This is a genomic window from Pseudoclavibacter sp. RFBB5, assembly GCF_002931555.1.
Lineage (GTDB): Bacteria > Actinomycetota > Actinomycetes > Actinomycetales > Microbacteriaceae > Pseudoclavibacter.
Map to the genome: position 1 here is coordinate 40,914 of NZ_PSTZ01000010.1, position 23,055 is coordinate 63,968.

Annotated in this window: 25 protein-coding genes; 13 read left to right on the forward strand and 12 right to left on the reverse strand. The window is 69.0% G+C overall.

Features of this window, described 5'->3' with window-relative positions; genetic code table 11:
- Positions 1-41: 41 nt before the first annotated feature.
- From rfbB to C5B97_RS14950, 4 genes are all read left to right on the forward strand, one after another.
- On the forward strand, positions 42-1,025 hold the full coding sequence (rfbB, locus tag C5B97_RS14935; protein ID WP_104252240.1) for a dTDP-glucose 4,6-dehydratase: 984 nt from the start codon (positions 42-44) through the stop codon (positions 1,023-1,025).
- Positions 1,022-1,921: a dTDP-4-dehydrorhamnose reductase gene (gene rfbD / locus C5B97_RS14940; RefSeq protein WP_258068298.1), complete on the forward strand. Its 900-nt coding sequence runs from the start codon at positions 1,022-1,024 to the stop codon at positions 1,919-1,921. The genes rfbB and rfbD overlap by 4 nt, the downstream gene beginning before the upstream one ends.
- Entirely contained in the window at positions 1,921-3,078 is a 1,158-nt protein-coding gene (locus C5B97_RS14945) for a glycosyltransferase family 1 protein (RefSeq protein WP_104312811.1), read from the forward strand. The genes rfbD and C5B97_RS14945 overlap by 1 nt, the downstream gene beginning before the upstream one ends.
- 163 nt (positions 3,079-3,241) lie before the next feature.
- Positions 3,242-4,207, forward strand: a complete 966-nt coding sequence (locus C5B97_RS14950) for an endonuclease domain-containing protein (protein WP_104312812.1) — start codon at positions 3,242-3,244, stop codon at positions 4,205-4,207.
- Between the two features lie 111 nt (positions 4,208-4,318).
- Here C5B97_RS14950 and C5B97_RS14955 read toward each other — a convergent pair whose 3' ends face one another.
- The 3 genes from C5B97_RS14955 to C5B97_RS14965 form a co-directional block, all read right to left on the reverse strand.
- The gene (locus C5B97_RS14955) at positions 4,319-5,704 is read right to left on the reverse strand and encodes an LCP family protein (RefSeq protein ID WP_104312813.1); all 1,386 of its coding nucleotides are present in this window, start codon (positions 5,702-5,704) and stop codon (positions 4,319-4,321) included.
- A 58-nt stretch (positions 5,705-5,762) separates the two neighbouring features.
- Positions 5,763-6,305 (reverse strand): 5-(carboxyamino)imidazole ribonucleotide mutase, encoded by a 543-nt coding sequence (gene purE / locus C5B97_RS14960; protein WP_104312814.1) that lies wholly within the window; start codon positions 6,303-6,305, stop codon positions 5,763-5,765.
- A gap of 85 nt (positions 6,306-6,390) precedes the next feature.
- Entirely contained in the window at positions 6,391-7,593 is a 1,203-nt protein-coding gene (locus tag C5B97_RS14965; RefSeq protein WP_258068299.1) for a 5-(carboxyamino)imidazole ribonucleotide synthase, read from the reverse strand.
- Between the two features lie 163 nt (positions 7,594-7,756).
- Between C5B97_RS14965 and C5B97_RS14970 the strand changes: the two genes are divergently transcribed.
- Positions 7,757-8,386: a GtrA family protein gene (locus C5B97_RS14970; protein ID WP_181027037.1), complete on the forward strand. Its 630-nt coding sequence runs from the start codon at positions 7,757-7,759 to the stop codon at positions 8,384-8,386.
- A 35-nt stretch (positions 8,387-8,421) separates the two neighbouring features.
- On the opposite strand, the gene C5B97_RS14975 is transcribed toward C5B97_RS14970, so the two are convergent.
- The 3 genes from C5B97_RS14975 to C5B97_RS17780 are packed head-to-tail and all read right to left on the reverse strand — an operon-like array spanning position 8,422 to position 10,447.
- On the reverse strand, positions 8,422-9,135 hold the full coding sequence (locus tag C5B97_RS14975) for a PH domain-containing protein (RefSeq protein WP_104312817.1): 714 nt from the start codon (positions 9,133-9,135) through the stop codon (positions 8,422-8,424).
- On the reverse strand, positions 9,135-10,007 hold the full coding sequence (locus C5B97_RS14980; protein ID WP_146080834.1) for a biotin--[acetyl-CoA-carboxylase] ligase: 873 nt from the start codon (positions 10,005-10,007) through the stop codon (positions 9,135-9,137). Before C5B97_RS14980 ends, C5B97_RS14975 begins: the two co-directional genes overlap by 1 nt.
- A complete protein-coding gene (locus C5B97_RS17780) occupies positions 10,004-10,447 on the reverse strand; it encodes a DUF4199 domain-containing protein (RefSeq protein ID WP_146080835.1) in 444 nt (147 codons plus the stop codon). Before C5B97_RS17780 ends, C5B97_RS14980 begins: the two co-directional genes overlap by 4 nt.
- A gap of 110 nt (positions 10,448-10,557) precedes the next feature.
- On the opposite strand from C5B97_RS17780, the gene C5B97_RS14985 reads away from it, so the two are divergent.
- The 4 genes from C5B97_RS14985 to C5B97_RS15000 are packed head-to-tail and all read left to right on the forward strand — an operon-like array spanning position 10,558 to position 13,760.
- A complete protein-coding gene (locus tag C5B97_RS14985) occupies positions 10,558-12,171 on the forward strand; it encodes an acyl-CoA carboxylase subunit beta (RefSeq protein WP_104252231.1) in 1,614 nt (537 codons plus the stop codon).
- The gene (locus C5B97_RS14990) at positions 12,168-12,413 is read left to right on the forward strand and encodes an acyl-CoA carboxylase subunit epsilon (RefSeq protein ID WP_244296236.1); all 246 of its coding nucleotides are present in this window, start codon (positions 12,168-12,170) and stop codon (positions 12,411-12,413) included. The genes C5B97_RS14985 and C5B97_RS14990 overlap by 4 nt, the downstream gene beginning before the upstream one ends.
- 10 nt (positions 12,414-12,423) lie before the next feature.
- Positions 12,424-13,170 carry a hypothetical protein gene (locus C5B97_RS14995; protein WP_104312819.1) on the forward strand — a complete coding sequence of 249 codons (747 nt, stop codon included), beginning with the start codon at positions 12,424-12,426 and terminating at the stop codon, positions 13,168-13,170.
- Between the two features lie 56 nt (positions 13,171-13,226).
- Positions 13,227-13,760 (forward strand): septum formation family protein, encoded by a 534-nt coding sequence (locus C5B97_RS15000; RefSeq protein WP_104312820.1) that lies wholly within the window; start codon positions 13,227-13,229, stop codon positions 13,758-13,760.
- Between the two features lie 102 nt (positions 13,761-13,862).
- On the opposite strand, the gene C5B97_RS15005 is transcribed toward C5B97_RS15000, so the two are convergent.
- Positions 13,863-15,140: a class I SAM-dependent RNA methyltransferase gene (locus C5B97_RS15005; RefSeq protein ID WP_181027038.1), complete on the reverse strand. Its 1,278-nt coding sequence runs from the start codon at positions 15,138-15,140 to the stop codon at positions 13,863-13,865.
- Between the two features lie 47 nt (positions 15,141-15,187).
- Entirely contained in the window at positions 15,188-15,844 is a 657-nt protein-coding gene (locus C5B97_RS15010) for a putative glycolipid-binding domain-containing protein (RefSeq protein WP_181027039.1), read from the reverse strand.
- 202 nt (positions 15,845-16,046) lie between these two features.
- On the opposite strand from C5B97_RS15010, the gene C5B97_RS15015 reads away from it, so the two are divergent.
- On the forward strand, positions 16,047-16,697 hold the full coding sequence (locus C5B97_RS15015) for a nucleoside triphosphate pyrophosphatase (RefSeq protein ID WP_104312821.1): 651 nt from the start codon (positions 16,047-16,049) through the stop codon (positions 16,695-16,697).
- A gap of 166 nt (positions 16,698-16,863) precedes the next feature.
- A complete protein-coding gene (locus C5B97_RS15020) occupies positions 16,864-18,924 on the forward strand; it encodes a glucose PTS transporter subunit IIA (protein ID WP_104312822.1) in 2,061 nt (686 codons plus the stop codon).
- Between the two features lie 36 nt (positions 18,925-18,960).
- On the opposite strand, the gene C5B97_RS15025 is transcribed toward C5B97_RS15020, so the two are convergent.
- The 3 genes from C5B97_RS15025 to C5B97_RS15035 are packed head-to-tail and all read right to left on the reverse strand — an operon-like array spanning position 18,961 to position 20,561.
- Complete coding sequence (locus C5B97_RS15025; protein ID WP_104312823.1) at positions 18,961-19,959, reverse strand: hypothetical protein; 999 nt, start codon at positions 19,957-19,959, stop codon at positions 18,961-18,963.
- A gap of 42 nt (positions 19,960-20,001) precedes the next feature.
- A complete protein-coding gene (locus tag C5B97_RS15030) occupies positions 20,002-20,346 on the reverse strand; it encodes a hypothetical protein (RefSeq protein WP_104312824.1) in 345 nt (114 codons plus the stop codon).
- Entirely contained in the window at positions 20,343-20,561 is a 219-nt protein-coding gene (locus tag C5B97_RS15035) for a hypothetical protein (protein WP_104312825.1), read from the reverse strand. Before C5B97_RS15035 ends, C5B97_RS15030 begins: the two co-directional genes overlap by 4 nt.
- 108 nt (positions 20,562-20,669) lie before the next feature.
- Between C5B97_RS15035 and C5B97_RS15040 the strand changes: the two genes are divergently transcribed.
- Positions 20,670-21,158 carry a MarR family winged helix-turn-helix transcriptional regulator gene (locus C5B97_RS15040; RefSeq protein WP_104312826.1) on the forward strand — a complete coding sequence of 163 codons (489 nt, stop codon included), beginning with the start codon at positions 20,670-20,672 and terminating at the stop codon, positions 21,156-21,158.
- Positions 21,159-21,164: 6 nt separating this feature from the next.
- Here C5B97_RS15040 and C5B97_RS15045 read toward each other — a convergent pair whose 3' ends face one another.
- On the reverse strand, positions 21,165-21,719 hold the full coding sequence (locus tag C5B97_RS15045) for a TetR/AcrR family transcriptional regulator (protein ID WP_258068300.1): 555 nt from the start codon (positions 21,717-21,719) through the stop codon (positions 21,165-21,167).
- A gap of 116 nt (positions 21,720-21,835) precedes the next feature.
- Between C5B97_RS15045 and C5B97_RS15050 the strand changes: the two genes are divergently transcribed.
- The gene (locus tag C5B97_RS15050) at positions 21,836-22,897 is read left to right on the forward strand and encodes an SDR family NAD(P)-dependent oxidoreductase (RefSeq protein WP_104312828.1); all 1,062 of its coding nucleotides are present in this window, start codon (positions 21,836-21,838) and stop codon (positions 22,895-22,897) included.
- Positions 22,898-23,055 lie beyond the last annotated feature (158 nt).

Below are 23,055 nucleotides of genomic sequence, written 5' to 3' on the forward strand. Positions count from 1 at the left end.
TTCCATCGGCACAGCCCGGCCGACGATTGAACAGGACAGGTATGAAACTTCTCGTGACCGGCGGGGCCGGCTTCATCGGCTCGAACTTCGTGCGCCGCGCGCTCCAGGACCAGTACGAGGGTCTGGAAGGCGTCGAGGTCGTCGTCCTGGACAAGCTGACCTACTCGGGAAACCTCGAGAACCTCGCTCCCGTGTCCGACTCCGAGCGGTTCACGTTCGTCGAGGGTGACATCACCGACGACGTCGTGCTCGACGAGTGGATCCCGAAGGTCGATGCAGTCGTCCACTTCGCCGCTGAGTCGCACGTCGACCGCTCCGTCCGCGACGCGTCCGTGTTCATCGAGACGAACGTCGTCGGCACGCAGAAGCTGCTCGACGCGGCCCTGCGCCACGAGCTTCCCCGCTTCGTGCACGTCTCCACCGACGAGGTGTACGGCTCGATCGAAGAGGGAAGCTGGAGCGAGACGTTCCCGCTCGAGCCCAACTCGCCGTACTCGGCGTCGAAGGCATCCTCCGACCTCATCGCGCGCTCGTACCACCGCACGCACGGCCTGAACGTGTCGATCACGCGCTGCTCGAACAACTACGGCCCGTACCACTTCCCCGAGAAGGTCATCCCGCTGTTCGTCACGAACCTCATCGACGACAAGCACGTTCCCCTCTACGGCGAGGGCAACAACATCCGCGACTGGCTGCACGTGGACGACCACTGCCGCGGCATCGCGATGGTGCTCGTCGGCGGCAAGCCCGGCGAGATCTACAACATCGGCGGCGGCACGGAGCTCACGAACAAGGAGCTCACGCAGCTCCTGCTCGACGCGACCGGCAAGGACTGGTCGTACGTCGACCGCGTCCAGGACCGCCTCGGCCACGACCTCCGCTACTCGGTCGACATCTCAAAGATCCAGCGCGAGCTGGGCTACGAGCCCAAGGTTCCGTTCGAGCAGGGCCTGGCTGACGTGGTGCAGTGGTACCGCGACAACCGCACCTGGTGGGAGCCGCTGAAGGAGCGCGCTGCCCTGTGACCGATTCGACGTCTGTCCCCGCCGCGGCGGCCGCACCAGCGGCCGCCGCGCGGTTCCTGATCACGGGTGCATCCGGGATGCTCGGCCGTGACCTCCAGCGTGCCCTCGCGGGCCGGGACGTCACCGCCCTGGATCGCGCCGCGCTCGACATCACCGACCCCGCGGCGGCCTCGGCCGCCGTGGCGGGGATGGACGTCGTCATCAACGCCGCCGCCTACACGAACGTGGATGGCGCGGAGACCGACGAGGACACCGCATACGCGGTGAACGCGACCGGCCCGGGCGTGCTCGCCGCCGCGTGCGCCGAGCACGGCGCGAAGCTCGTGCATGTGTCCACCGACTACGTGTTCCGCGGCGACGCGACGTCCCCGTACGAGGAAGACGCCGACCACGACCCGATCTCCGCCTACGGCCGCACGAAAGCGGCGGGCGAGACGGCCGTGCGCGACGCCCTGCCGGACGCCTCCTACATCGTGCGCACCGCCTGGCTCTACGGGGCCGACGGCCCGAACTTCGCGAAGACCATGGCGCGCCTCGCGGCCACCAAGCCCGAGGTCTCGGTCGTGTCCGACCAGCTCGGACAGCCCACCTACTCGGCCGACCTCGCGGCCCAGATCGTCGCGCTCGTCGACGCCGACGCACCCGCAGGCACCTACCACGGCACCAACGCGGGCATCGCCTCCTGGTACGACTTCGCGCGAGAGATCTTCCGCCTCGCGGGCTTCGACCCCGCCAACGTGAAAGAGACGGACAGCACCGCGTTCGTGCGTCCAGCCCCACGACCCGCCTACTCCGTCCTCGGCCACGACGCCTGGGCGAGCGCGGGAGTTCCACCCATGCGGCCCTGGCTCGACGCACTCGAAGACGCCGCCGCCCAAGGAGTCCTCAGAACCTGATGGTTACCCTTCGTGTCCTGCTCGATCGCGCCGCCGACGAGCGCCCAGGCGGAACCCGGCGTTACAGCGAGGAGCTCGGACGCCAGCTCATCGTGCGCGCGCCACGCGGGTGCGACGTCGAGGCGATCATCCCCAAGCGGTCGCGCGAAGAGGTCGCGCTGCTCGAGGAGCGCGTGCCCGGGCTGACGAACGTCGTGCAGGCTCCACTTCGTCCGGAGCGCCTCGAATCGTCCTGGTCTCGAGGGCTGCTCACGAACTCCGTCGGCGGCGGCTTCATCCACAGCTTCACTCCCCTCGCCCCCATGCGCGACATCTCACTCAGCCAGGGCATCGACCAGACGGTCGTCACCTGGCATGACATGACGGCGTTCACCCACCCCGAGCTCATCAGCTCGCACACCGTCAAGCACCACAAGGCGCTGCTGCGCCGCGCGTTCCGCTACGCGAGCGGCATCGTCGTGCCGACCAACGCCGTCGCCGACCAGGTCATCGAGCACTACGACTTCGGCGACCGCGTACGGGTCATGAGCCCCGCCGCGGCAGCCAGCATCCGCCTCCCCGAGTCCGAAGAGGCCGGCGATGCGATCGCCGAGACGCTCGGACTCCCAAACGACTACATCGTCACGCTCGCCTCGCTGCACAAGCGCCACGGCCTCGCGCAGCTCCTCAAGGCACTCGGCGAGCGCAGCCTCGACGGCGTCAAGCTCGTCGTCGTCGGCCCGACCGAGCGCGGCGACGTCACCCTCGACGCGCTCGTCAGCGAGTCCGGGGTCGCCAGCGAGCGCGTCGTCGCCGTCGGAGCCATCACCGACGAGCAGCTCGCCGTCGCGCTTCAGCGCGCCAGCGCGCTTGTCGTGCCCAGCCTCAGCGCCGGATTCGGTCTGCCCATCATCGAGGCCTTCAAGTTCGGCACCCCCGTCATCACCTCCGACGACCCCGCCCTCGTCGAGGTGGGGCTCGACGCGACCCTCGTCGTGGAACGCGGCGACGGTATCGCCGACAGCGGCTACCCGGAACGACTCGCCGGCGCCATCGCCGGGGTCCTCGGCGACAGCGACCTCGAACGTCGACTGCGCCTCGCCGGCAAAGACCGCGGCGGCATGTTCTCGTGGGAGATCTCGGCCGACCAGGTCTGGAACTTCCACGCCGACCTGTAGCCGCGTCTCGGGCTGGAAACCTCACTTCGTGGCGGGAAAGTTCCCCCAACGAAGTGAGGTTGTCATCCCGAACCCGGTGACGGGATGTGGAATCCGCGGCTGAGGTCGATTCGCGCTGTGGATAACTTCGCCCTGATGGGCGAGCGCTCCCTACCCTGTCCGCATGACGACAGAAGCACCGCTCCCGCCCTCCCGTCCGGGCTCCGCCTTCACCACGGGTGAAGGGCTCCGTGCCGGCCTGAGTGCACGTGAAGTCTTCGGATCGAGCTACGCGCGCCCGCACCATGGCATCCGCACCAATGAAGAACCGGTCACCCCCGAAGAGATGGCGACGGCCTATCTACCGCGGATGCGCGACTGGCAGGCCTTCGGGGACACGACCGCTGCGATCTTCTGGGGGCTGCCGGTGCCGAACCGCCTCCTCACGAGCATGACGGTGCACATCGTGGTGCCAACCGGGAGGAATGCTCCGAAGGGGAACAGACTCGCAGCCCGGCGCATCTCTCCGGACAAGTGGGAGCGCGTCGAGCACCGGGGCACGCCACTGGCAAGTCCGGCGCTGACTTGGGCGCTTCTCGCGCGCATCCTTTCGATACGGGAACTCGTCACCGTCGGGGACGCTCTTGTCTCCACATCGCGAAACTACCGTTCGCTCCGCCGACCGGACGACCCGAGCATTCCCGACAACGAATACGCGAGCGTCCCTCCCCTCGCCACACTCGAACAGCTCAGCGAGATGAGCAGTGGCTGGGGGCGAACCATCGGTGCGTCCCGAATCCGCCTGTCTCTGCCGCTGATCCGCGAGGGTGTCGAGTCACCGAGAGAGACAGCGACGCGCCTAGCGCTCCTCGCCGCGGGATTCCCCGAGCCGACGGTCGCTCACGAGGTCTTCCTGGCAGGCCGATTCCTGGGTCGGGTCGACCTCGCCTACCCGGAGCTCAGGATCGCCATCGAGTACGACGGCAAGCACCATTGGACCGAGGAACAGGCGCTCAAGGACATCGCACGAATCAACCGAATCCAGCAGGCTGGTTGGCTCGTGATCCGAGTGACCCGAAAACAGCTCGCGAACCCCGCCGAGTTTTTTGCGCAGGTCCGCGCGGCGTTGAAGCGCGCCCAGGCGAGATAGCCCCGACTCGGGATGGAGAAATCACCTCGTGCTGGGGAACTTTCCGCAAAGAAGCGAGTTTCCCATCCCGAAGCCGAGCGGAGGCGCGAGCCGAGCGGAGGCTGGCGCGCGCTACTCGGCGGGCGCGGTCTCCTCGGGGGCCGGCGCCTCTGGCGGGTCGGAGGCGATCGCGTCCTGCACGGCGACGTGGATGGCGGGGATGTCGGGGTTGCCCTGGTCGAAGTTCGGCGGCACGATGTCGAGGCGAACGCTGTTGCCGCTGCGGGACTTCAGGAGGAGGTCGCCGACGTAGCCGATCATGCCCTCGGGGATGTCGGTCTGCACCACCTTCTCGAGCGCATCCGTGACCGGGCCGATCTTGCCGAGCAGGTTGCTGGGGGTCATGGTCGCCACCATCGCCTCCTGCAGCTGTCGCTGGCGTTCCATGCGTGCGAAGTCGGTGGTCTCGTAGCGGGAGCGGGCGTACCAGAGTGCGGTCGAGCCGTCCATGTGCTGCTGTCCCACCTCGATGAACTCCGTCGCGGGCGCCCATCCGGGTGAGCCGTCGTCGTTGATGCCGATGCCGACGCGTTCGGTGACGTTGATGTCGACGCCGCCGAGGGCGTCGATGAGCTCGGTGAAGCCGGCCATGTCGACGAGCACGTAGTACTGGATGCTCAGCCCGGTGATGCCCTCGACGGCGTCGCGCATCGCCTCGATGCCGGGCTCGGAGCCCTTCTCGCCGGCGTCGGCGTAGCTGCCGTTCTCGGAGATCGTGGCCTCGGTGTAGACGGAGTTGAGGTAGCAGACGTCGACGGCGCAGCCCTCGTAGAGGTTCGGGTAGAGGTCCTGCATCGGCCCCTCGGAGAACGGGAAGCTCTCCATCGCTCGCGGCAGTCCGATGGTCGTGAGCTTGCCGGTGAACGCGTTGAAGCTCATCACGCTGATGGAGTCGGGGCGGAGCCCTTCGCGGTCGTCGCCGCGGTCGCCGCCGAGCATCATGATGTTGAGCTGACCGTCTGCTGGCAGCTGGATGCCGTTGGAGGCGCCGCCGAAGAGCCCCTCGATGGCGGACCTGCCCTGGTTGGCGACCTGCGAAGTGACCGCAGCGAAGACGAGCGGCACCGTGACGAGCACGACGCCGACGATGGCGATGAGGGGGCGCGCGACCTGTTCGAGCTTGATGATGCGCACGAGCCGCAGCGCGTCCAGCCCGCTCACCACCCACATGGCGATGTAGAAGAGCAGCACGAGGTGCGCGATCGTGATGCCGAGTGTTGTCGAGAAGACGAAGAGCAGGGGCCCGCGGAGCACGAAGGCGAGGATGACGACCACGAGGATCGCGGCGATGCCGCCGAGCCAGATGGACAGCATGAAGCGCCCGAACTTGCGGTTCCCGGCGAGCACCTGCGCGGTTCCCGGCAGGAAGAAGTTCGCGACGAGCAGCCACCAGGCGCGCCTGGTCATGAGCTGCGGCGAGCTGGCGTCCGGGTACCGGAGCGGGAGGGTGAGTGTCATGGGGTCCTGCGGTCGAGGAGCATGGATGCGGCGACGGGTCTGGCCGGCGACGGCTTGGCTAGAGCGACTGCTTGAGGGCGTCGTTCTTGGCTTCGACGGCGTCGCGCAGTCCGTCACTGTAGTCGGCGAGTCTGGCCGCGAGCGCTTGATCGCCTGTGGCGAGGATGCGTGCGGCGAGGATTCCCGCGTTCTTGGCTCCACCGATGGAGACCGTCGCGACGGGGATGCCGGCGGGCATCTGCACGATCGAGAGCAGCGAGTCCATGCCGTCGAGGTACTTGAGCGGCACGGGGACGCCGACGACGGGCAGCGTTGTGAGGGAGGCGACCATGCCGGGGAGGTGCGCTGCGCCGCCGGCTCCGGCGATGATGACGCGGATGCCTCGGTCGCGCGCTTCGCGGCTGTAGCTGACGAGCTTCTCCGGGGTGCGGTGCGCGGAGACCACTTCGACCTCGGCGGGGACGCCGAACTCGGCAAGCACGTCGCGGGCCTCGTGCATGACGCGCCAGTCGCTGTCGCTGCCCATGATGATGCCGACGAGGGGCGTCTGCTGCGAGGCTTCGTCGGTGGGCGCGGGCGATGCGGTGGGGTTCTCGCTCATGCGTGCAAGCGTAGACGCGGGTTCGCCGGGCGCCGCTGAGGCGTGCCGGTGGGGCCTTTCCTCCGGGCGCGCCAGGTCACACGCGTCAGACGGTGCTGTCGTCGTCGAAGGCGGCTGCCGCTGCGCGAGCACGGTAGGCGACGTCGTCGAGTTCCTGGCCGGCGACGGTCACGTGGCCGACCTTCCGCCCGGGGCGCGCGGACTTGCCGTAGCTGTGGATCTTCGCGTCGGGATGCGCGTGCATGGCTCGCTCGTAGCGGTCGCCGTAGCTGCCTTCTTGCGGGCCGCCGAGCACGTTGACCATGACGGCGTGCGGTGCGGTCATGCCGGTGTCGCCGAGCGGGAGGTCGAGGACGGCACGGAGGTGCTGCTCGAACTGGCTCGTCGTGGATCCGTCGATCGTCCAGTGGCCTGAGTTGTGGGGGCGCATGGCGAGCTCGTTGACGAGGATGCGCTGGTCGGTGGTCTCGAAGAGCTCGACCGCGAGCACTCCGGTGACGTCGAGGCCGAGGGCGACGGACTGGGCGATGGTCGCGGCGACGTAGCCGAGGCGGTCGTCTGCTCCTTCGGCGCCAGGCGCCGGGGCGAGGACCTCCGCGCACACGCCGTTTCGTTGCACGGTCTCGACGATGGGCCAGAGGCCGATCTCGCCGGAGGGCCGGCGGGCGACGAGCTGCGCGAGCTCACGGCGGAAGTCGACTCGCTCTTCGACGAGGAGCGGCTCGCCTGCTTCGAACCAGTCGGCGCCTTCCGCGCCGGATCGCACGATGCGCACGCCCTTGCCGTCGTACCCGCCGCGCGGCGTCTTGAGCACTGCGACGCCGCCGTTGGCGTCGATGAAGGTCTGCAGTTCGGCTTCGTCCTGCACTTCGGCCCACTCGGGGATGGGGACGCCGAGTTCCGCGAGCCGTCGGCGCATGAGCAGCTTGTCCTGCGCGTACTGGAGGGCGTGGGGTCCCGGTCGCACGGCGACACCGGCGTCGACCAGCCCGCGGAGGACGTCCTGCGGGACGTGCTCGTGGTCGAAGGTGACCACATCCACGCCTCGGGCGAACGCGAGCACCTCTTCGAGCACGTGCATGTCGCCGACCTCGGTGACCGCCCGATCTGCGCTCTCACCGCGGCTGGCGGCGAAGACGCGCAGGTCGATATCCAGCTCGATAGCGGGCGGGAGCATCATTCGCGCGAGCTGCCCTGCTCCGATGACGCCGACGACCTGACCCATGGTTCGCTCCGTTCGAGAGTGTGCCGGCAGTCTGCTGCCGTGGAGGAGTCTGTGCGCCCGCATCGAATTCGACGTGAGGGGACTTCTCCCCGCCTTCGGTGCTGTGGCAATCTCGTGCCTGTGCTCTGACGTGTCTATACTCCGACGAGGGTCACAACTCCCCGACAGTTTATCCTGCTTGCGGCGGCATCATCCCCGCAAGTGCCCCACGATGGAGGTCGAGCGCTTGACCAATCGCTCCCACAAGCACGCAGAGCCGCATCACTCTGAGCCTGAGGATTTCGTCGGCTTCGTCGCTGCTGAGACGGCCGAGTTCGATCTTCCCGCCCAGCGCACCTCGAGGTCGCTCTGGGGCCGCGTCGCCAACGTGTTCCGGCGCATCGCCGCGTCCAAGGGCATGATGGCGCAGCTCATCAACTTCGGTCTGGTCGGCGGGGTCGGCTTCATCGTCGACACTGGCCTCTTCAACGTCCTCATGCTGACCGTGCTCAATCCGAGTGAGGTCGCGCACGGTGCGCTCTGGGCGAAGGTCATCTCGACGTGCGCCGCGATCGTGACGAACTGGATCGGCAACCGCATCTGGACGTTCCGCCAGCACAAGCGCCAGGACAACTTCCGCGAGGCGATCGAGTTCTTCGGCGTCAGCCTCGTGGGGCTCGGCATCGGTCTGCTGCCGATCTGGTTCACGAACGCCGTGCTCGACAACCACTCGCTGGTGGCGTACAACATCGCGAACCTCGTGGGCATCGGCCTGGGTGCGATCTTCCGCTTCATCCTCTACCGCTTCTGGGTGTTCTCCCCGAAGCGCGTCGCCGAGATGCAGGACAAGAACGACTCGGACGTCGCGACCAGCTGACGCCCGCCCGCGCCCCGAGACCGACCTCTTCGACCCTACGGCCCGCTGAGTTCCCGGATGCACGCGGCGACCGAGTTCGCGCTCGGGACGTCGACGAGTCGCAGCCGCTGCCCTGACACCGAGGTGATGACGATCGTTCCCGAGCGGAACATCGCCTGCCACAGGTTGCGCCGGACGGTGACGTCGACGATCGCGTTCATGGGGATCTCGCGGTTCTCGCTCGTCAGCGTGCCGTGGGAGAGCACGACCCGGTGCGTGGTGATTCGGTTCCGAGCCTGGAGCCACATGACGATGGGCACGATCCCGAGCAGGACGATCGCGGCGAGCGAGACGAGCAGCCAGGCGTGGCGGGCCCCGATGGTGGCCTCCTGCAGGGCACCCAGGTTATAGCCGGCGGCGCCGAAGCCGGCGATGAGGATCAGCGAGGGTAGCAGGAGGCGACGCCCGTGCTTCCGGACCCGCATGACCGTCTGCTCGGGCAGGCGCATTCCGAGCGGCTCGTAGTGGCGCTGCGGGCCGCTGTCTGGCTGCGCGGCGTATCCGTCGTACTGCTGGTTGCCGTGCTGCTGGCTGGGGTCGCCGTGCTGCGGGTACTGCGTGTACGCGTGGGGAGCCGCCGGCTGGGCGTACTGGTTCGGGTACTGCGCGGGCTGCGCAGGGTATTGCTGGTAGCCCGGCTGCGCACTGGCGGGGGCACCGAAGATCTGGTCCCAGGACTGCTCGCTCGGGTGCGGTGGGCGGCCGCGCATCAGGCCCCGTTCTCGGGGCGCACCCGTTCGACATCGCCCGCAGCGACGGCTCTCGTCTCACCGTTGTCACCGCGGATCACGAGGTGCCCGTCTGGTGTGAGCTCGGTGGCGAACCCGTGCAGCACCTCGCCCGAGGGGAGGGATGCGGCGACTCGCGCCCGGAGGGTGGAGCAGACGTCGCTCAGCTCGCCGTGCGCGCCGCTCGCGACGGCGTCTCCCTGTGCCGCGCGAAGCGCGTCGAGGCGCGCGACGAACTCGGCGAGGTAGGCGGGAAGCAGTTCGGCCGGATGCGCGGGGAGCATGCCGCTGAGGGCGAGCGAGGTCGCGTGCGGGGTGGGGAGCTCGTCGGACTGCAGCGTGATGTTGACGCCGGTGCCGACGACGCAGGAGAGCTCGCCGTCACGAGTGCCGAGGACTCGGCCGAGAATGCCAGCGACCTTGTTGCCGTCGATCTGCACGTCGTTCGGCCATTTGATCTCGACGCGGGCCGCCTGCTCGTCGGGGCGGAAGCCCGGTGCGGGCGGTGAGAGCTCGAGGATCGCGCTGCGGAGGGCGAGGCCCGCGATGAGTGGCAGCCAGCCCAGGATGCGGGGAGCGGTCTCGTCGTCGGTGAGGCGCACGAGCGTCGATGCGGCGAGGCACTTGCCTCGGGGGGACACCCATTCGCGCCCGTGGCGTCCGACGCCAGCGGTCTGCGCGTAGGTGACCAGCGTGCTGAGGGCCGGGTTCTGGCTGGCCTCTCCTCCGGTGCGCTCCCAGATGTCGGCGAGCACGTCGTTGGTCGAGGTCGCCTCCGGCACGGAGATGAGGCGGAGCTCGGTGCCGGCCGCGCGCCCCCCGAGGAGGAGCTGGGTGATGGCGGGGGCGTTCACTGGGCACCCGCGATCGCCGAGCCGATGAAGGAGAGGTAGACGAACGTCATCACGACGGAGGCGAGGACGGCGACGAACAGCGTGACGAGCGCGGTGATGGCGAGCGCCTTCGAGCGTCGCTTCTGCCAGAGGGCGACGATCGCGAGGACGAACGCGACCGCGGCGATGGAGAGCGCGAGCGCGATGTTGAGCACGGGAACAGGGATGAACGCGAGGACCAGCGACAGGACGGCGACACCGAGCGCCCACATCCCCCAGACGCTGCGGCGTGACTCGGGAACATCCGCCGGCCGGTCTCCGCGCGCGTTCGCGTCGTACGGGGTGACGGGGGCGCTCGGCGGCAGCATGCACTGCTGCGCCTGCGCATCCGGTGCGAGCGGTACTACCTCGGCGCCCGGTCGAGGCGCGGCCTCGTTCGGTGCACCAGTGCCCTGAGTCATGCCGTCAACCTCTCAAATGTCGTGCGTCGCGCGTGTCTCGTGCACGCCGCCGGGCACTCAGGCTAACCCGTACGGCCGCATGTGAGCCGTTGCCCGGTAAAGTAGCGCGGGTGAACTCCGCACCACTTGACTCCGCAGCGTCCGGCCCGACTCCCACGAGCACGGCCGACAAGATCGCCGACCTCAGGGCCCGCCACGCGGAAGCGGTGACGCAGGCGGAGGAGGTCTCCGCGTCGAAGCAGCACGCGAAGGGCAAGAAGACCGCCCGCGAGCGCATCCTCGAGCTCCTCGACCCAGGTTCGTTCGTCGAGCTGGACGAGTACGTGCGGCACCGGACGACGGCGTTCGGCATGGATGCGCGCCGCCCGTACGGCGACGCGGTCATCACCGGCACCGGCACGATCCACGGTCGCGGAGTCGCGGTGTACTCGCAGGACTTCACGACGTTCGGCGGCTCGCTCGGCGAGGTCGCCGGCGAGAAGATCATCAAGATCATGGACCACGCCATGAAGGTGGGGGTGCCGATCATCGGCATGCTCGACTCGGGCGGGGCGCGCATCCAGGAAGGCGTCGTCGCGCTCGGCAAGTACGGTGAGATCTTCCGCCGGAACACGCAGGCCTCCGGCGTCATCCCGCAGATCTCCATCGTCATGGGTCCCGCTGCGGGTGGGGCCGTGTACTCCCCCGCGCTCACGGACTTCGTCATCATGGTCGACAAGACGAGCCACATGTTCGTGACGGGGCCCGACGTCATCAAGACGGTGACGGGCGAGGAGGTCGGCTTCGAGGAGCTGGGCGGCGCGCTCGCGCACAACCGCACCTCGGGCGTCTCCCACTACCTGGCAGCGGACGAGGACGACGCGCTCGACTACGCGCGCCAGCTCCTCTCGTTCCTCCCTGACAACAACCAGGCGGAGCTGCCGAGCTACGACATCGAGACGGAGCTCGAGGTCACGGACCTCGACAAGAAGCTCAACACCGTCATCCCCGACTCCCCGAACCAGCCGTACGACGTGAAGCAGGTCATCGAGCTCATCGTCGACGACGGCGACTTCCTCGAGGTGCAGCCGCTGTTCGCGCCGAACATCATCATCGGGTTCGCGCGCGTCGACGGCACCTCTGTCGGCATCGTCGCGAACCAGCCGAACGCCATGGCGGGCACCCTCAACATCGAGGCCGGCGAGAAGGCCTCCAGGTTCGTCCGCTTCTGCGACGCGTTCTCCATCCCGATCCTCACGCTCGTGGATGTGCCCGGCTACCTGCCAGGCACCGACCAGGAGTGGTCGGGCGTCATCCGCCGCGGCGCGAAGCTGCTCTACGCGTATGCGGAGGCGACCGTGCCGCTCGTCACCGTCATCCTGCGCAAGGCCTACGGCGGCGCGTACATCGTCATGGGGTCGAAGCAGCTCGGCGCCGACCTGAACTTCGCGTGGCCGACGGCCGAGATCGCCGTCATGGGTGGACAGGGGGCCGTGAACATCCTCTACCGCGGTGAGATCAAGCGCGCCGAGGAGGCCGGGGAGGACGTGGCCGCCGTGCGCACGCGCCTCGCGAACGAGTACACGTACAACGTGGCGTCTCCCTTCCTCGCCGCGGAGCGCGGTGAGCTCGACTCGGTCATCGAACCCGCGTCGACCCGCGTCATCGTCGCGAAGGCGTTGCGCACGCTGCGCACGAAGCGCGCTTCGCTGCCACCCAAGAAGCATGGGAACATCCCGCTGTGAGCCAGGAGCAGATTCCCTCGCACGTCGGCCTCGAGCACATCGTGCGCACGGTCAGCGGCAATCCGAGCGAGGACGAGCTCGCCGCGGCGACGCTTGTGCTCGCGTCGATGATCGAGTCCGCGCAGGACCTCGACCGACCGCGTGACATCGTCAGGCGGCGCACGACGTGGGAGCTCTCCCAGCGCGGGATGCGGGGCGGCGGCTCAGCGAGCGACCCGTTCGGCGGCTCCTACCGGAGCTGATTCCACCCGCATGCGAACCGAGCGATCGTCTGGCGGGTTCCTGTTCGCCGTCGTCGCCTTGCTTGCCGTGGTGCTGGTCTTCGCGACTCCTGCCGGTGTGCCCTCGGACGACGAGGGTGGCGCGAGTGCGGCAGAGCCGTGGAGCGCTGAGGGCGTCCGCGAGTGGTTCGAGGTCAACGTCTTCGGCACGCAGTCCCGCTTCGAACCGGTCGTCGTCGCGCCGGAGGATGCGCAGAGCTCCTCGTTGAGCTACCCGCCGCTCGTCACGGCCCCGCTTGGTCCGTGGCCGGAGGGGGACGCAGGCATCGACGCGTTCATCGCGGCATCCGGTGTTCCTGCGACCTGGGCTGCGGATGGCCAGACGGCCTGCCCTGAGGCCGCGCAGGCCTGCACGAAGCAGTCCTGGTGCGAGGGCAGCGGCTGCCCGGTCGAGCCTCCGACGGCCAGCATCCATCTGCGTGCGGATGATGCGACGCTGTTCCCGACGATCACGGAGGTGGGCGCGTCGGTCCTGATCCATGAGCTGGGCCACGCGCAGCAGGCGTACGTCTTCCCGAACCCGGACGAGATGATCCGCGTGCTGGAAGAGGAAGGATATGGGCAGTTCTCCGGCTGGGACGGCAGCACCGTCCCCGCGGTCGAGGGGCACGCCGAGTGCTACACGCAGGCGCTCATCGCGAGCTCAGCGTATTTCGCGGACTGCCCGGTCGATCGGAAGGAGCGCGCCGTTGCGCTGCTTCTCGAGAAGCGGTCCTGAAGCGCCCATTTTGTCGCTACAGTGAGCGAAAACCACCGAGCCTCCAGGGGGAGAACATGGCGAAGAGCACCGTCACATCAGCACTCGCGATCGGAGCACTCGCGCTCCTCGGGTTCGGCCTCACCGGCTGCTCAGCGGCGCAGGAGATCGCGGACTCGGTCGAGAGCGAGGTCTCCGGTGGTGAGAGCGAGGTCCGCGACGACGAGACGCAGGAGGTCACCGAGTCGGGTGACCTCGACGTCTTCAAGCTCGCGATGGGTGACTGCTTCAACGACGCCGGCAGCACCATGGTCAGCGAGATCCCTGTCGTGCCGTGCTCGGAGCCGCACGACTTCGAGGTGTACTTCGAGGTCGAGATGCCCGCGGGCGAGTACCCGGGAGACGAAGCCATCAGCGCGCAGGCGGAAGCCGACTGCACGGCGCAGTTCGCGACCTTCGTGGGGCTTCCCTACGAGGAGAGCGCGCTGAACTTCAGCTACCTCACTCCCACCCAGCAGAGCTGGGATGACGCCGATGACCGCCTCATCCAGTGCATCGTCACCGACGAGGCCGCGCAGACGACGGGCAGCCTCGCCGGCGCAGCTCGCTAGGACGCTCTGGTCTCGTCGTTCGACGGAGACCGTGCGGTGAACGCCGGGTGCCTCGCGGATGCGAGTGCCCGGCGTTCTTCGCGTGCGGCGACGTCGTCCGGGTCAGGCTCGCGCGAAGCGCGCGATCGTCTCGAAGTGGTGGGTGTTCGGGAAGAGGTCGTAGGCGCGCATCCACTCGAGCGCGTAGCCGTGCGCGAGCAGGAGGCCCGTGTCGCGTGCGAGGGCGACTGGATCGCAGGCGACGTAGATCAGCTGGGCTGGCGCGAAGCCGGCGATGCGGTCGACGACGTCTTTACCTGCACCCGAGCGGGGTGGGTCGAGGATGACCGTGCCGCGGCTGATGCCTTCCCGGTCGAGGTGCGTGGCGTCACGTTCGAGGTGCACGAGGTACTGGTCGACGCGTGCGGTCACGGCGCTCGCGCCGCGCCATTCGGCGAGGTTCGCCGCGGCGTGGCGGGTGGCCGCCGCGTTCGACTCAACGGTCTCGATGAACGCGCCTGGCCCGGCTTCCTGCGCGAAGGCCGCGGCGAGGAGGCCGACGCCGCCGTAGAGGTCGAGGTTCACGGCCTCCGCGTCGACGAGTGCCGGGTCGAGCGCGTCGGCGACGGCGTTGGAGAGGGTCTCGGCGGCGAGTCGGTGCACCTGCCAGAACCCGTCTTCGTCGACCTGGTACTCGCGCCCGTTGACGACCTCGGTGACGACGCCCGGCTTGCGCCCGTGGGCGCCGTCGAGGATGGTCCGCATGCGCGTGTCGAGCTCAGCCGGCGCGACGAGTTCGATGCGCCCGGTTCCAGCGAGGCGCTCGCCGAGGGGAGCCAGCTCCTCGATGTCGCCGTGAGCGAGCGGCAGCGTCTCGGTCTCGATGACGCGGTGCGAACGCGCGGCGTATGGGCCGACGCGGCCGTCCTTGTCGACGTGCAGGGTCACGCGGGTGCGCCACCGGGTGCCACCGTTCTCGTCGTCGCCGAGCAGCGGTTCGACGACGCCCTGCCATTCGTGGCCGGCGAAGCGCGCCATGGATTCGCTGAGCACCTGCGCTTTGAGCTCCCGCTGCCGGGCGAGGCGGATGTGTCCGAGCTCGGCACCGCCAGCCCGGTCCTCCGGAGCTCGCTCGATGCTCGCTTCCTGCCAGACGTGCGCCTGGCGGTCGGCGGACGCGCGCAGCACGTCGGTGGCGACGGCCCGAGCGAACGACTTCCGCACCTCGGTGATTCGCGCCAGCACTCGCTCCCCTGGCACGGCGTCGGCGACGAACACGACGCGACCCTCGTGGCGAGCCACGAAGATGCCACCGTGCGCGATGTCGCCGACTTCGAGTTCGACCTCGTCGCCTGGGGTGATCTCCGCCGAAAGGTGCTGGGTCGTGCCGTCCTGGGTCATGCGCTCGAGCCTAGCCGGGTGCGTGCATCCCGCCCTCCGCGTGAGGGTCAGAGGCGGGCGAAGAGACCGGGGTAGGTGAGGACGAAGCCCTGCTCGTCGGTCGTGATCTCACGCTCGAAGGAGCCATCGACTGCTTGGAAGAGGTAGCGGGTGCGACTGAGGCGGCGGTACCGCTGGCGGTCGAGGAACACGGCGAACGTCTCTGTGTCGATGTAGGCGACCTCGATCTCGCGCTGCTCACCGACCTCGAGGCCGAGCCTGCGCATCGGCAGCGTGTTGGTGAGCGGCGTCGCACGGATGTCCACATCCAGTGCCCCGCTCAACTCCGGGGCTGGACGATCGCCGACGCGCCAGTCGCCGCGGCCATTGGACGTGATGGTGAGGCTCTCCCCTGAGCGGGGACGGCGGAGGGAGACGAGCCTGGTGCGCAGCACGGGGTCCGTCTCGAGCAGGTATTCGAGCTCCGGATTCTGCGCCGGGACGGGTGCGCCGACGGCGGGCGCTGAGATTCGGGAGTTCGCAGTGAGGGCTCCGACGGCGTTCTCGACGACGCTCGCCGACTCGACATGGCCGGTCGCCTCGGCCACCCAGGCGAGCATGGCGGGGGCAGACACGGCCTCGACGCCTGGCGCATCCCACACCACCGATGAGCGGGAGAACCTGGTCTGCCTCGGCGCACGATACCGCGATTCGAGACGGGTCACCCGACGCCCCTCCCCTCGGAATCTGGGCGCTGGGCCGAACTGCGGAGCCTGATGAGCATGCGAGAGATCGTATGCAGGCGGCCTTGGCGCACTCTGGCAGGAGCTGGCGCGTTGGCTGACCGCGCCCTGACCGGCAGCCCAGGGAGCTGCCTCGCGTGCCCTCCAACGCCGCGTCCTCCCACAGCCCCGGTACCCTCGCCTCATGCGCTTGTACCTCGCCTCGACGTCGCCCGCCCGTCTCATGCTGCTCCGCCAGGCGGGCATCGAGCCAGTCGTCATCCCGTCGAGTGTGGACGAGGACGCCGTGATCGAGGCCCGCCTCGCTGAGGGTCCTCTCGATCCGAGCGACTACGTGCAGCTGCTCGCCCGAGCCAAGGCGCTCGCGGTCGCGGATGCGCCAGACCCGTCGACGGGAGCACCGCTCGACGGGCTGGTGCTCGGCGGCGACTCGATGTTCGAGATCGGTGGCCGGATGCTCGGCAAGCCCTACGAGCCGCAGGTGGCCCGCGAGCGCTGGCTCGCGCAGCGTGGCCAGACGGGCACGCTGTGGTCAGGGCACTGGCTCGTCGACCGCCGTGGTGGCTCGAGCGCTTCCGGGGACGGGGTCGGGAGCACCGCGAGCGCGAGCGTGACGTTCGCTGGCGACCTCGACGACGCCGAGATCGACGCCTACGTCGCCTCGGGCGAGCCGTTGCACGTGGCCGGCGCCTTCACGATCGACTCGCTCGGGGCGCCGTTCATCGACCGCATCGAGGGCGACCCGTCGACGGTTGTCGGACTCTCGCTGCCCGCGCTCCGACGGCTCGTGCGCGGGTTCGGCGTCGAGTGGCCGGAGCTCTGGAACCGGGCCTGACCCTCCGCGACCCACGGGCTCGCGGCATCCCCCCGAACAAGCGATCTCGCGTATTCGGACACAAAATGAGCACAGACGCTCCTCACGTCTAGCGAATGTCGGAGGCCGGGCGTAACGTCGCGCTCGAGTCGTCAACGGTGACGCCTCACAGGGGAGGGGTCCTGCCATGTCCGCACACTCATCAGGAGCTTCTGGGCCAGCCCAGGAGATCGTCGACCAGCTCGGTGGGGCCGGGAACATCGACAATCTCACGCACTGCGCCACCCGGCTGCGATTCCAGCTTCGCGACGCATCCGGCATCGACCAGGCGGCCGTCGAAGCCATCCCCGGCGTCATGGGAGTCGTACCCCAGTCGGGTGACCGCTACCAGGTTGTCATCGGTGGCGGCGTGCAGAACGTCTACAACGACATCCAGGCGCTTCCCTCCATGTCGGGAGGCGGGGCGCCCGCTGATCCGGAGGACGCGGCGTCCATCAAGGCGGCCGCGAGGGCGAAGGGGCCTCGCGGCAAGTTCGCCTGGCTCGACAGTGTCTTCGAGTTCCTGTCCGACTCGTTCCGGCCCATCCTCGGCGCGCTGCTCGGCGCATCCCTGTTCATCACGTTCATGGCGCTCATGAGCACCCTCGGCGTCATCCCCAACTGGGCCGACCCGCGCACCGACCTGCCACCGTCGTGGCGCTTCCTCAACCTGTGCTGGCAGGCGGTGTTCGTCTTCCTCCCCCTCTACATCGCCTACAACGCGTCGAAGCGAGTCGGGGCCGACCCGTGGATCGGCTTCGCCATCATGGGCGTCGTCATGCTGCCCGGGTTCACGGGACTCGCGGACGGCATCGACCCGATCGAGGTCTTCGGCTCCGAGGTGTCGGTCGTGCCGATCTTCGGACTGCCGCTGACCGTCTTCGACTACAGCTCGCAGGTGTTCCCGCCCCTGCTCATGGCCGCGCTGCTCGGACCCCTGTACAAGGGATTGAAGAAGCTCATCCCCGAAGACCTCCACCTCATCTTCGTGCCGTTCCTGAGCATGCTGATCATGATCCCGCTCACTGCATTCCTCATCGGGCCCATCGGCGTCTACACGGGTGCCGGCCTCGCGAACCTGCTGCGGGCGATCAACGACTTCTCGCCGCTCATCTTCGCCATCGTCATCCCGCTCGCCTACCCGTTCATGGTGCCGCTCGGCCTGCACTGGCCCATCAACGCGATCATGCTCCTCAACATCCAGACACTCGGCTACGACTACATCCAAGGCCCCATGGGTGCTTGGAACTTCGCCTGCTTCGGCGCCACGGCGGGTGTGCTGTACCTGTCGATCCGCGAGAAGGATGCGCAGATGCGGCAGACCTCCACCGGCGCCCTCGCAGCTGGCCTCCTCGGCGGCATCTCGGAGCCGTCGCTGTACGGCATCCATCTGCGATTCAAGCGCATCTACGGGCGGATGCTCGTCGGCTGCCTCGTGGGCGGCGTCATCATCGGCATCGGCGGCGGCGTCAAGACGAGCGCCTTCGTCTTCACCTCGCTCCTCACGATCCCGGCCTTCGACAACATCCCGCTGTACGCCACCGCGGTCGGCGCGGCGTTCTTCGTGGCGATGTTCCTGGTCATCTTCTCCGGGTACCGCAGCCCCGAGCAGCAGGCGGCCTTCGAGGCGGCCCGCGTGCCTGTGGCCGATCTCGAGACCGCGAAGAAGGGCGAGAGCACGGACGATGTCATCGCGGCGGCCGGCGCCCGCGAGGCAGAGACGCAGCCGCACACCGTCGAAGTCCTCTCCCCGCTCGACGGCGAGATCGTGGCGCTCGCCGAGGTCCCGGACGCCGTCTTCAGCCAGGGCATCATGGGCCCCGGCGCCGCCATCAAGCCGAGCGGGAACGTCGTCTACGCGCCCGGAACCGGAACGGTCGCCGTCGCGCAGGCAACCGGGCACGCGTTCGGCCTGCAGCTCGACAACGGGCTGGAGGTGCTCATCCACGTCGGCATCGACACGGTCGAACTCGACGGGAAGGGGTTCGACGTCAAGGTCAAGGCTGGTGACACGGTGACGCCGGAAACCGTGCTCGTCGAGTTCGACCGCGACGTCGTGGAGGCAGCCGGCTTCTCACTCATCACGCCGGTCATCGTGCTGAACGCGGCCGCGTTCGCGTCGGTCGAGGCGGTCGGCCTCGGGGACGGGAAGGTCGGCACCCCGATCCTCGAGGCGGTGACGAAGGTGACCGCCTCCAGCGACGTGTAGCTGGCGCCGCTCGTCTCGACCAGGGGACGGCGCGCGTCAGCCCCGCGCGGCGCGGATCTCCCTCGCTGAGACGAGCAGCGTCAGGGCGCGTGCGTCGAACGAGTGGAACTCGGCGACCTTGCGCGCAGTCGCCAGTCGCTCCTCCGGAGTCGGCCATCCGGCCGCCCCTTCCGCGAGAAGACCACGCAGCTCATCGACGGAGGAGTAGGTGCGCACGGAGCCACCGAACTCGACGGGGAACCCACCGGTGATCTGGTCGGAGACGACGGCGGCACCGGCGGCGACGGCGTCGAACAGTCGGTTGGAGACGAAACCGTGCTGCGCCATGTCGTCCCAGTGGTCGTTGAGCACGATGCGTGCACCCCGGTAGGCGCCGGGAGCGGCGGCGTTGTCGAGGTACTCGGACGTGATGTGGCGTGCGTCGATGAACTGGTCCCAGAGGTCGCCGTACACCTCGAGGTCGGCGCCAGCGGCGATGGAGTCGCGCACGATGGGCCGGAAGACGTTGCGCGAGCGCCCGACGAACAGCACTCCGGACTCGAGGTCGTCCGGCTGAGGCTCAGGCGTGAACCGGTCGGCGTTCGTGGCCTGCAGCAGGGGGCGGATCTCGCGGTCCGGGCGCGACATGACGGCAGCCCATGGCACGCTCGCGGCGAGACGCAGGTCGAAGGGCAGGTCGAGCTCTTCCTCGCTCACCCAATCCGGGTGGCTGATGATCCAGAGGATGTTGACGGCTCCGTCGACGAGCTCGGGGCGGTGGAACCCACGCAGGTGCACGGCAACATCGTCCTGCACGCTCGGGTCGGGCCGGTTGCGCGTCTCCCAGCGGTCGACGTACACGGTCTGCCCGAGGCGGCGCAGGGCGGCCGCGAGGTCGTCCGCGTAGAACACGTCCCCCCAGACGTCACCCTCAGGGGAATCTGGAGCCGGCACCTTGATGGCCCACGTCAGCGAGGGCTCGTCCGCGGGCGCTCCGACGACACGCTTGGCGCGGGACAGCAGGGTTCGAAGGAGGTTCTCGGCTCGGGGGGACACCGGGTCAGCTTAACCGTCAGACGGCGTCGACCCCATCTCGGGTCATCGCGGCGCGACGACGGCTGCGCCTCGGATGAGTTCCTCCAGGGTGCGGACGCAGACAGCCGGAACGGGGAGTCCCGACTGTTCAGCGGCGACGCGGATGCGCTCCTCGATGTCGGCGTTCTCGGCGAGGTGGTCGGCGGCGACTGACTCGGCCGCGGCCTCGCGGACGAGGATGAGCTGCGCGTCGGCCGGCCAGCGGTGCGCTCGTTCGGCGACGCGCGCTGCGCCGTGGGAGCCAGCCCCCTGGAGCTTGCCGAGGAGACGCTCCGCGACCTGCTCGGCGGTCCCCTCGCCGAGCTCACCGAGCAGCACGCCGAAGTGCGTGACCTCGCCGAGGTTCAACTCGATGCTCTCGCGCAGCTCCGCGAGCGCCTGGGGGTTGTCGCGGTGAGTTCGACGGGCATGATCGCGTCGGCATAGTCGTCGACGAGCAGCGCGAATGGCGCGACGTCGCGCCCCACGATGGCAACGGTGCTGCCGCCGCGCAGGAGGGCGTCGGCGAGGCGCCGGTCGGCCCCGTTCTCGCCGCCGGCAATGCACCAGGTCTCGTTGGTCATGATCGACTCCGTTCTCCGCGGCGCGCTCGCTCGGGCGCCTGCACCCCGAACTATACTTAGGTGCATCCTCACTATTAGAGTGAAGCTTGGCAATCTCAGGAGGTTCCCATGCAAGCAGACGCTTCACGCGACGAGCTGCTCACACAGCTGAACGACGTCCGAGCCGAACTCACCCGCGGGCTTTCCGCCAGACACATGGCCCCCTTCCTCGAGCTCGACATCACCGCACAGCAGCTGAAGACCGTCTTCCTCGTCACGACCGGCACCGTCACGACGATCTCGCAGGCCGCCGAGCACCTCGGGGTCGCCGTCCCCACCGCCTCCGCGAGCATCGACAAGCTCGTCGAGCTCGGCCTCCTGACCCGCACCGAAGGCAAGCCCGACCGGCGCATCCGACACCTCACCCCCACTCGCAAGGCCATTCGGCTGCACGAGCGCTTCCTCGGGCTCCGGACCGACACCGACGAGTTCGCCGCTCACTTGAGCGACGAGGAGCTGCGGGGCCTCGTGCTCGGGTTCGAGGGCATCCGCCGCGTGCTCCGCCAGCTGTCAGACGGAGCAGACGCGACGGACGGCGCCGGCGCGGTCGGCGCCTGACCTCACTCAGGGCGCGAGCGACCGCCAGAACAGCTCGAGGGATCGGCGAGCCAGAGCCTCACGCTCCCCGCGCGGCGTACGAGGCAGCACCCCGGCGAGCATCGAGAGCAGCAGGAGCACGTCCTCCGCGCTGATGTCGCCCCCGACCCGGCCGGCCGAGCGCTCCCGTGGGAGGGCGATGTCGAGCACCGCGAGCATGCGGTCGCGCACCGTCGAGCCGTGCGCGTCACCGACGTCCGTCAGGGTGAGCTGGATGAGCCCGACCGACACGAGCATCTGCTGGACGATGAGGTCGATGAGGTCCGCGAGGCCAGCGCTCGGCGACTGCATGAGCTCCTCCAGCTCGACGATGGCATCGCCGAACACCGCGAGCGCCAGTGCGCCCCGCGTGGGGAAGTGCCGGTAGAGGCTGCCCTGGCCGACGCCGGCCAGCCTGGCGACGGCGCTGAGCGGCGCATCCACTCCCCCCTCGGCGAAGACGACTCGCGCGGCCTCGATGAGCGCGCGGCGATTCTCGGGCCCCGCGCTTGGTCCTCGATTGGCTTTCGCTGGAGTCGACACCGGGATAGCATAATCCGGACAGTGTTGTCCGGTTCGTTCGAGCCGGCGCTGTCACCGCCTGACTCGAGGCTCCGGCGAGCGGCGAGCGGCGGACCGAGCAGAAAGCTGGCACCCAGATGACCTCGAGCGCGAACCCCCTGACCGCCGACAACACCATCGGCGAATGGCTCACCGATCCGACCGGCGGCGTGGTGATCCGCGAGATCCTCGCTCAGGGCGGGCAGGATGCCTCCTCCCTCGCGCCCGTCGCGGGCGTGCCCCTCTCGCAACTCGTCGAGCTCAGCCAGGGCAAGTTCCCCCAGGAGATGGTGGATGCGATGATCGCGCGCGTCAACAGCGGCGAGGTCACCCCCGCCTCCCCCGGCGACTTCGGCCCGGTCGCCGACCTCGACGCGCCGCGCGCGCCCCGCGCCGCCGCCTGGGTCGAGGCGGTGACCGGCGGACGATTCGCCGACAAGACCATCATCGTCACGGGCGCAGGGTCCGGCATCGGTAAGGCCACCGCGTCGCGCATCGCCCGCGAAGGCGGGAGGGTCATCGCCGTCGACGTCTCCGCCGAACGCCTCGCCACCCTCGTCACCGAGCACGAGGGCGCCGACATCGTCACGCTCACGGCCGACATCACCGACGACGCGGGCGTCGCCCAGATCGTCGAGGCCGCCGGTGCGCAGGTTGACGGCCTCGCGAACATCGCCGGCATCATGGACAACATGACGCCCGTCGGCGAGGTCAGCGACGAGATCTGGAACCGCGTCTTCGCCGTGAACGTGACCGGCACGATGAAGCTCATGCGCGCCGTGATCCCGGCGATGCTCGCCGTCGGCAAGGGCGCGATCGTCAACGTGGCCTCCGAGGCCGCCCTCCGCGGGTCGGCTGCTGGCGCCGCCTACACGGCGTCGAAGCACGCCGTGGCCGGCCTCACCAAGTCGAGCGCCTTCATGTACGGCCCGAGCGGACTCCGCATCAACGCCGTCGCACCCGGCGGGGTCGCCACCAACATCGAAGCGCGCTTCGACTCCGAGCTCGGCGCGAAGCGCGTGCAGCAGGGCATGGCGATCATGCCGACGCCGACGACGGGAACCGCCCTCGCCGCATCCATCACCTTCCTGCTGAGCGACGACGGCGTCAACGTGAACGGCGTCATCCTCCCCTCGGACGGCGGCTGGTCGGCCGCGTAGGCCCGCCGCAGGGAGTGCCCGCCGCACGCACGGTGGGCGCTCCCCCGCACGTAGGCTTCCCCCATGAGCAAACCCGTCACGCGCACGCGCAAGTTCTTCTGGATCGGCCTCGTCGTGATCGCGCTGGTCTTCATCGGCTCCGGCGTCTACGAGATGCT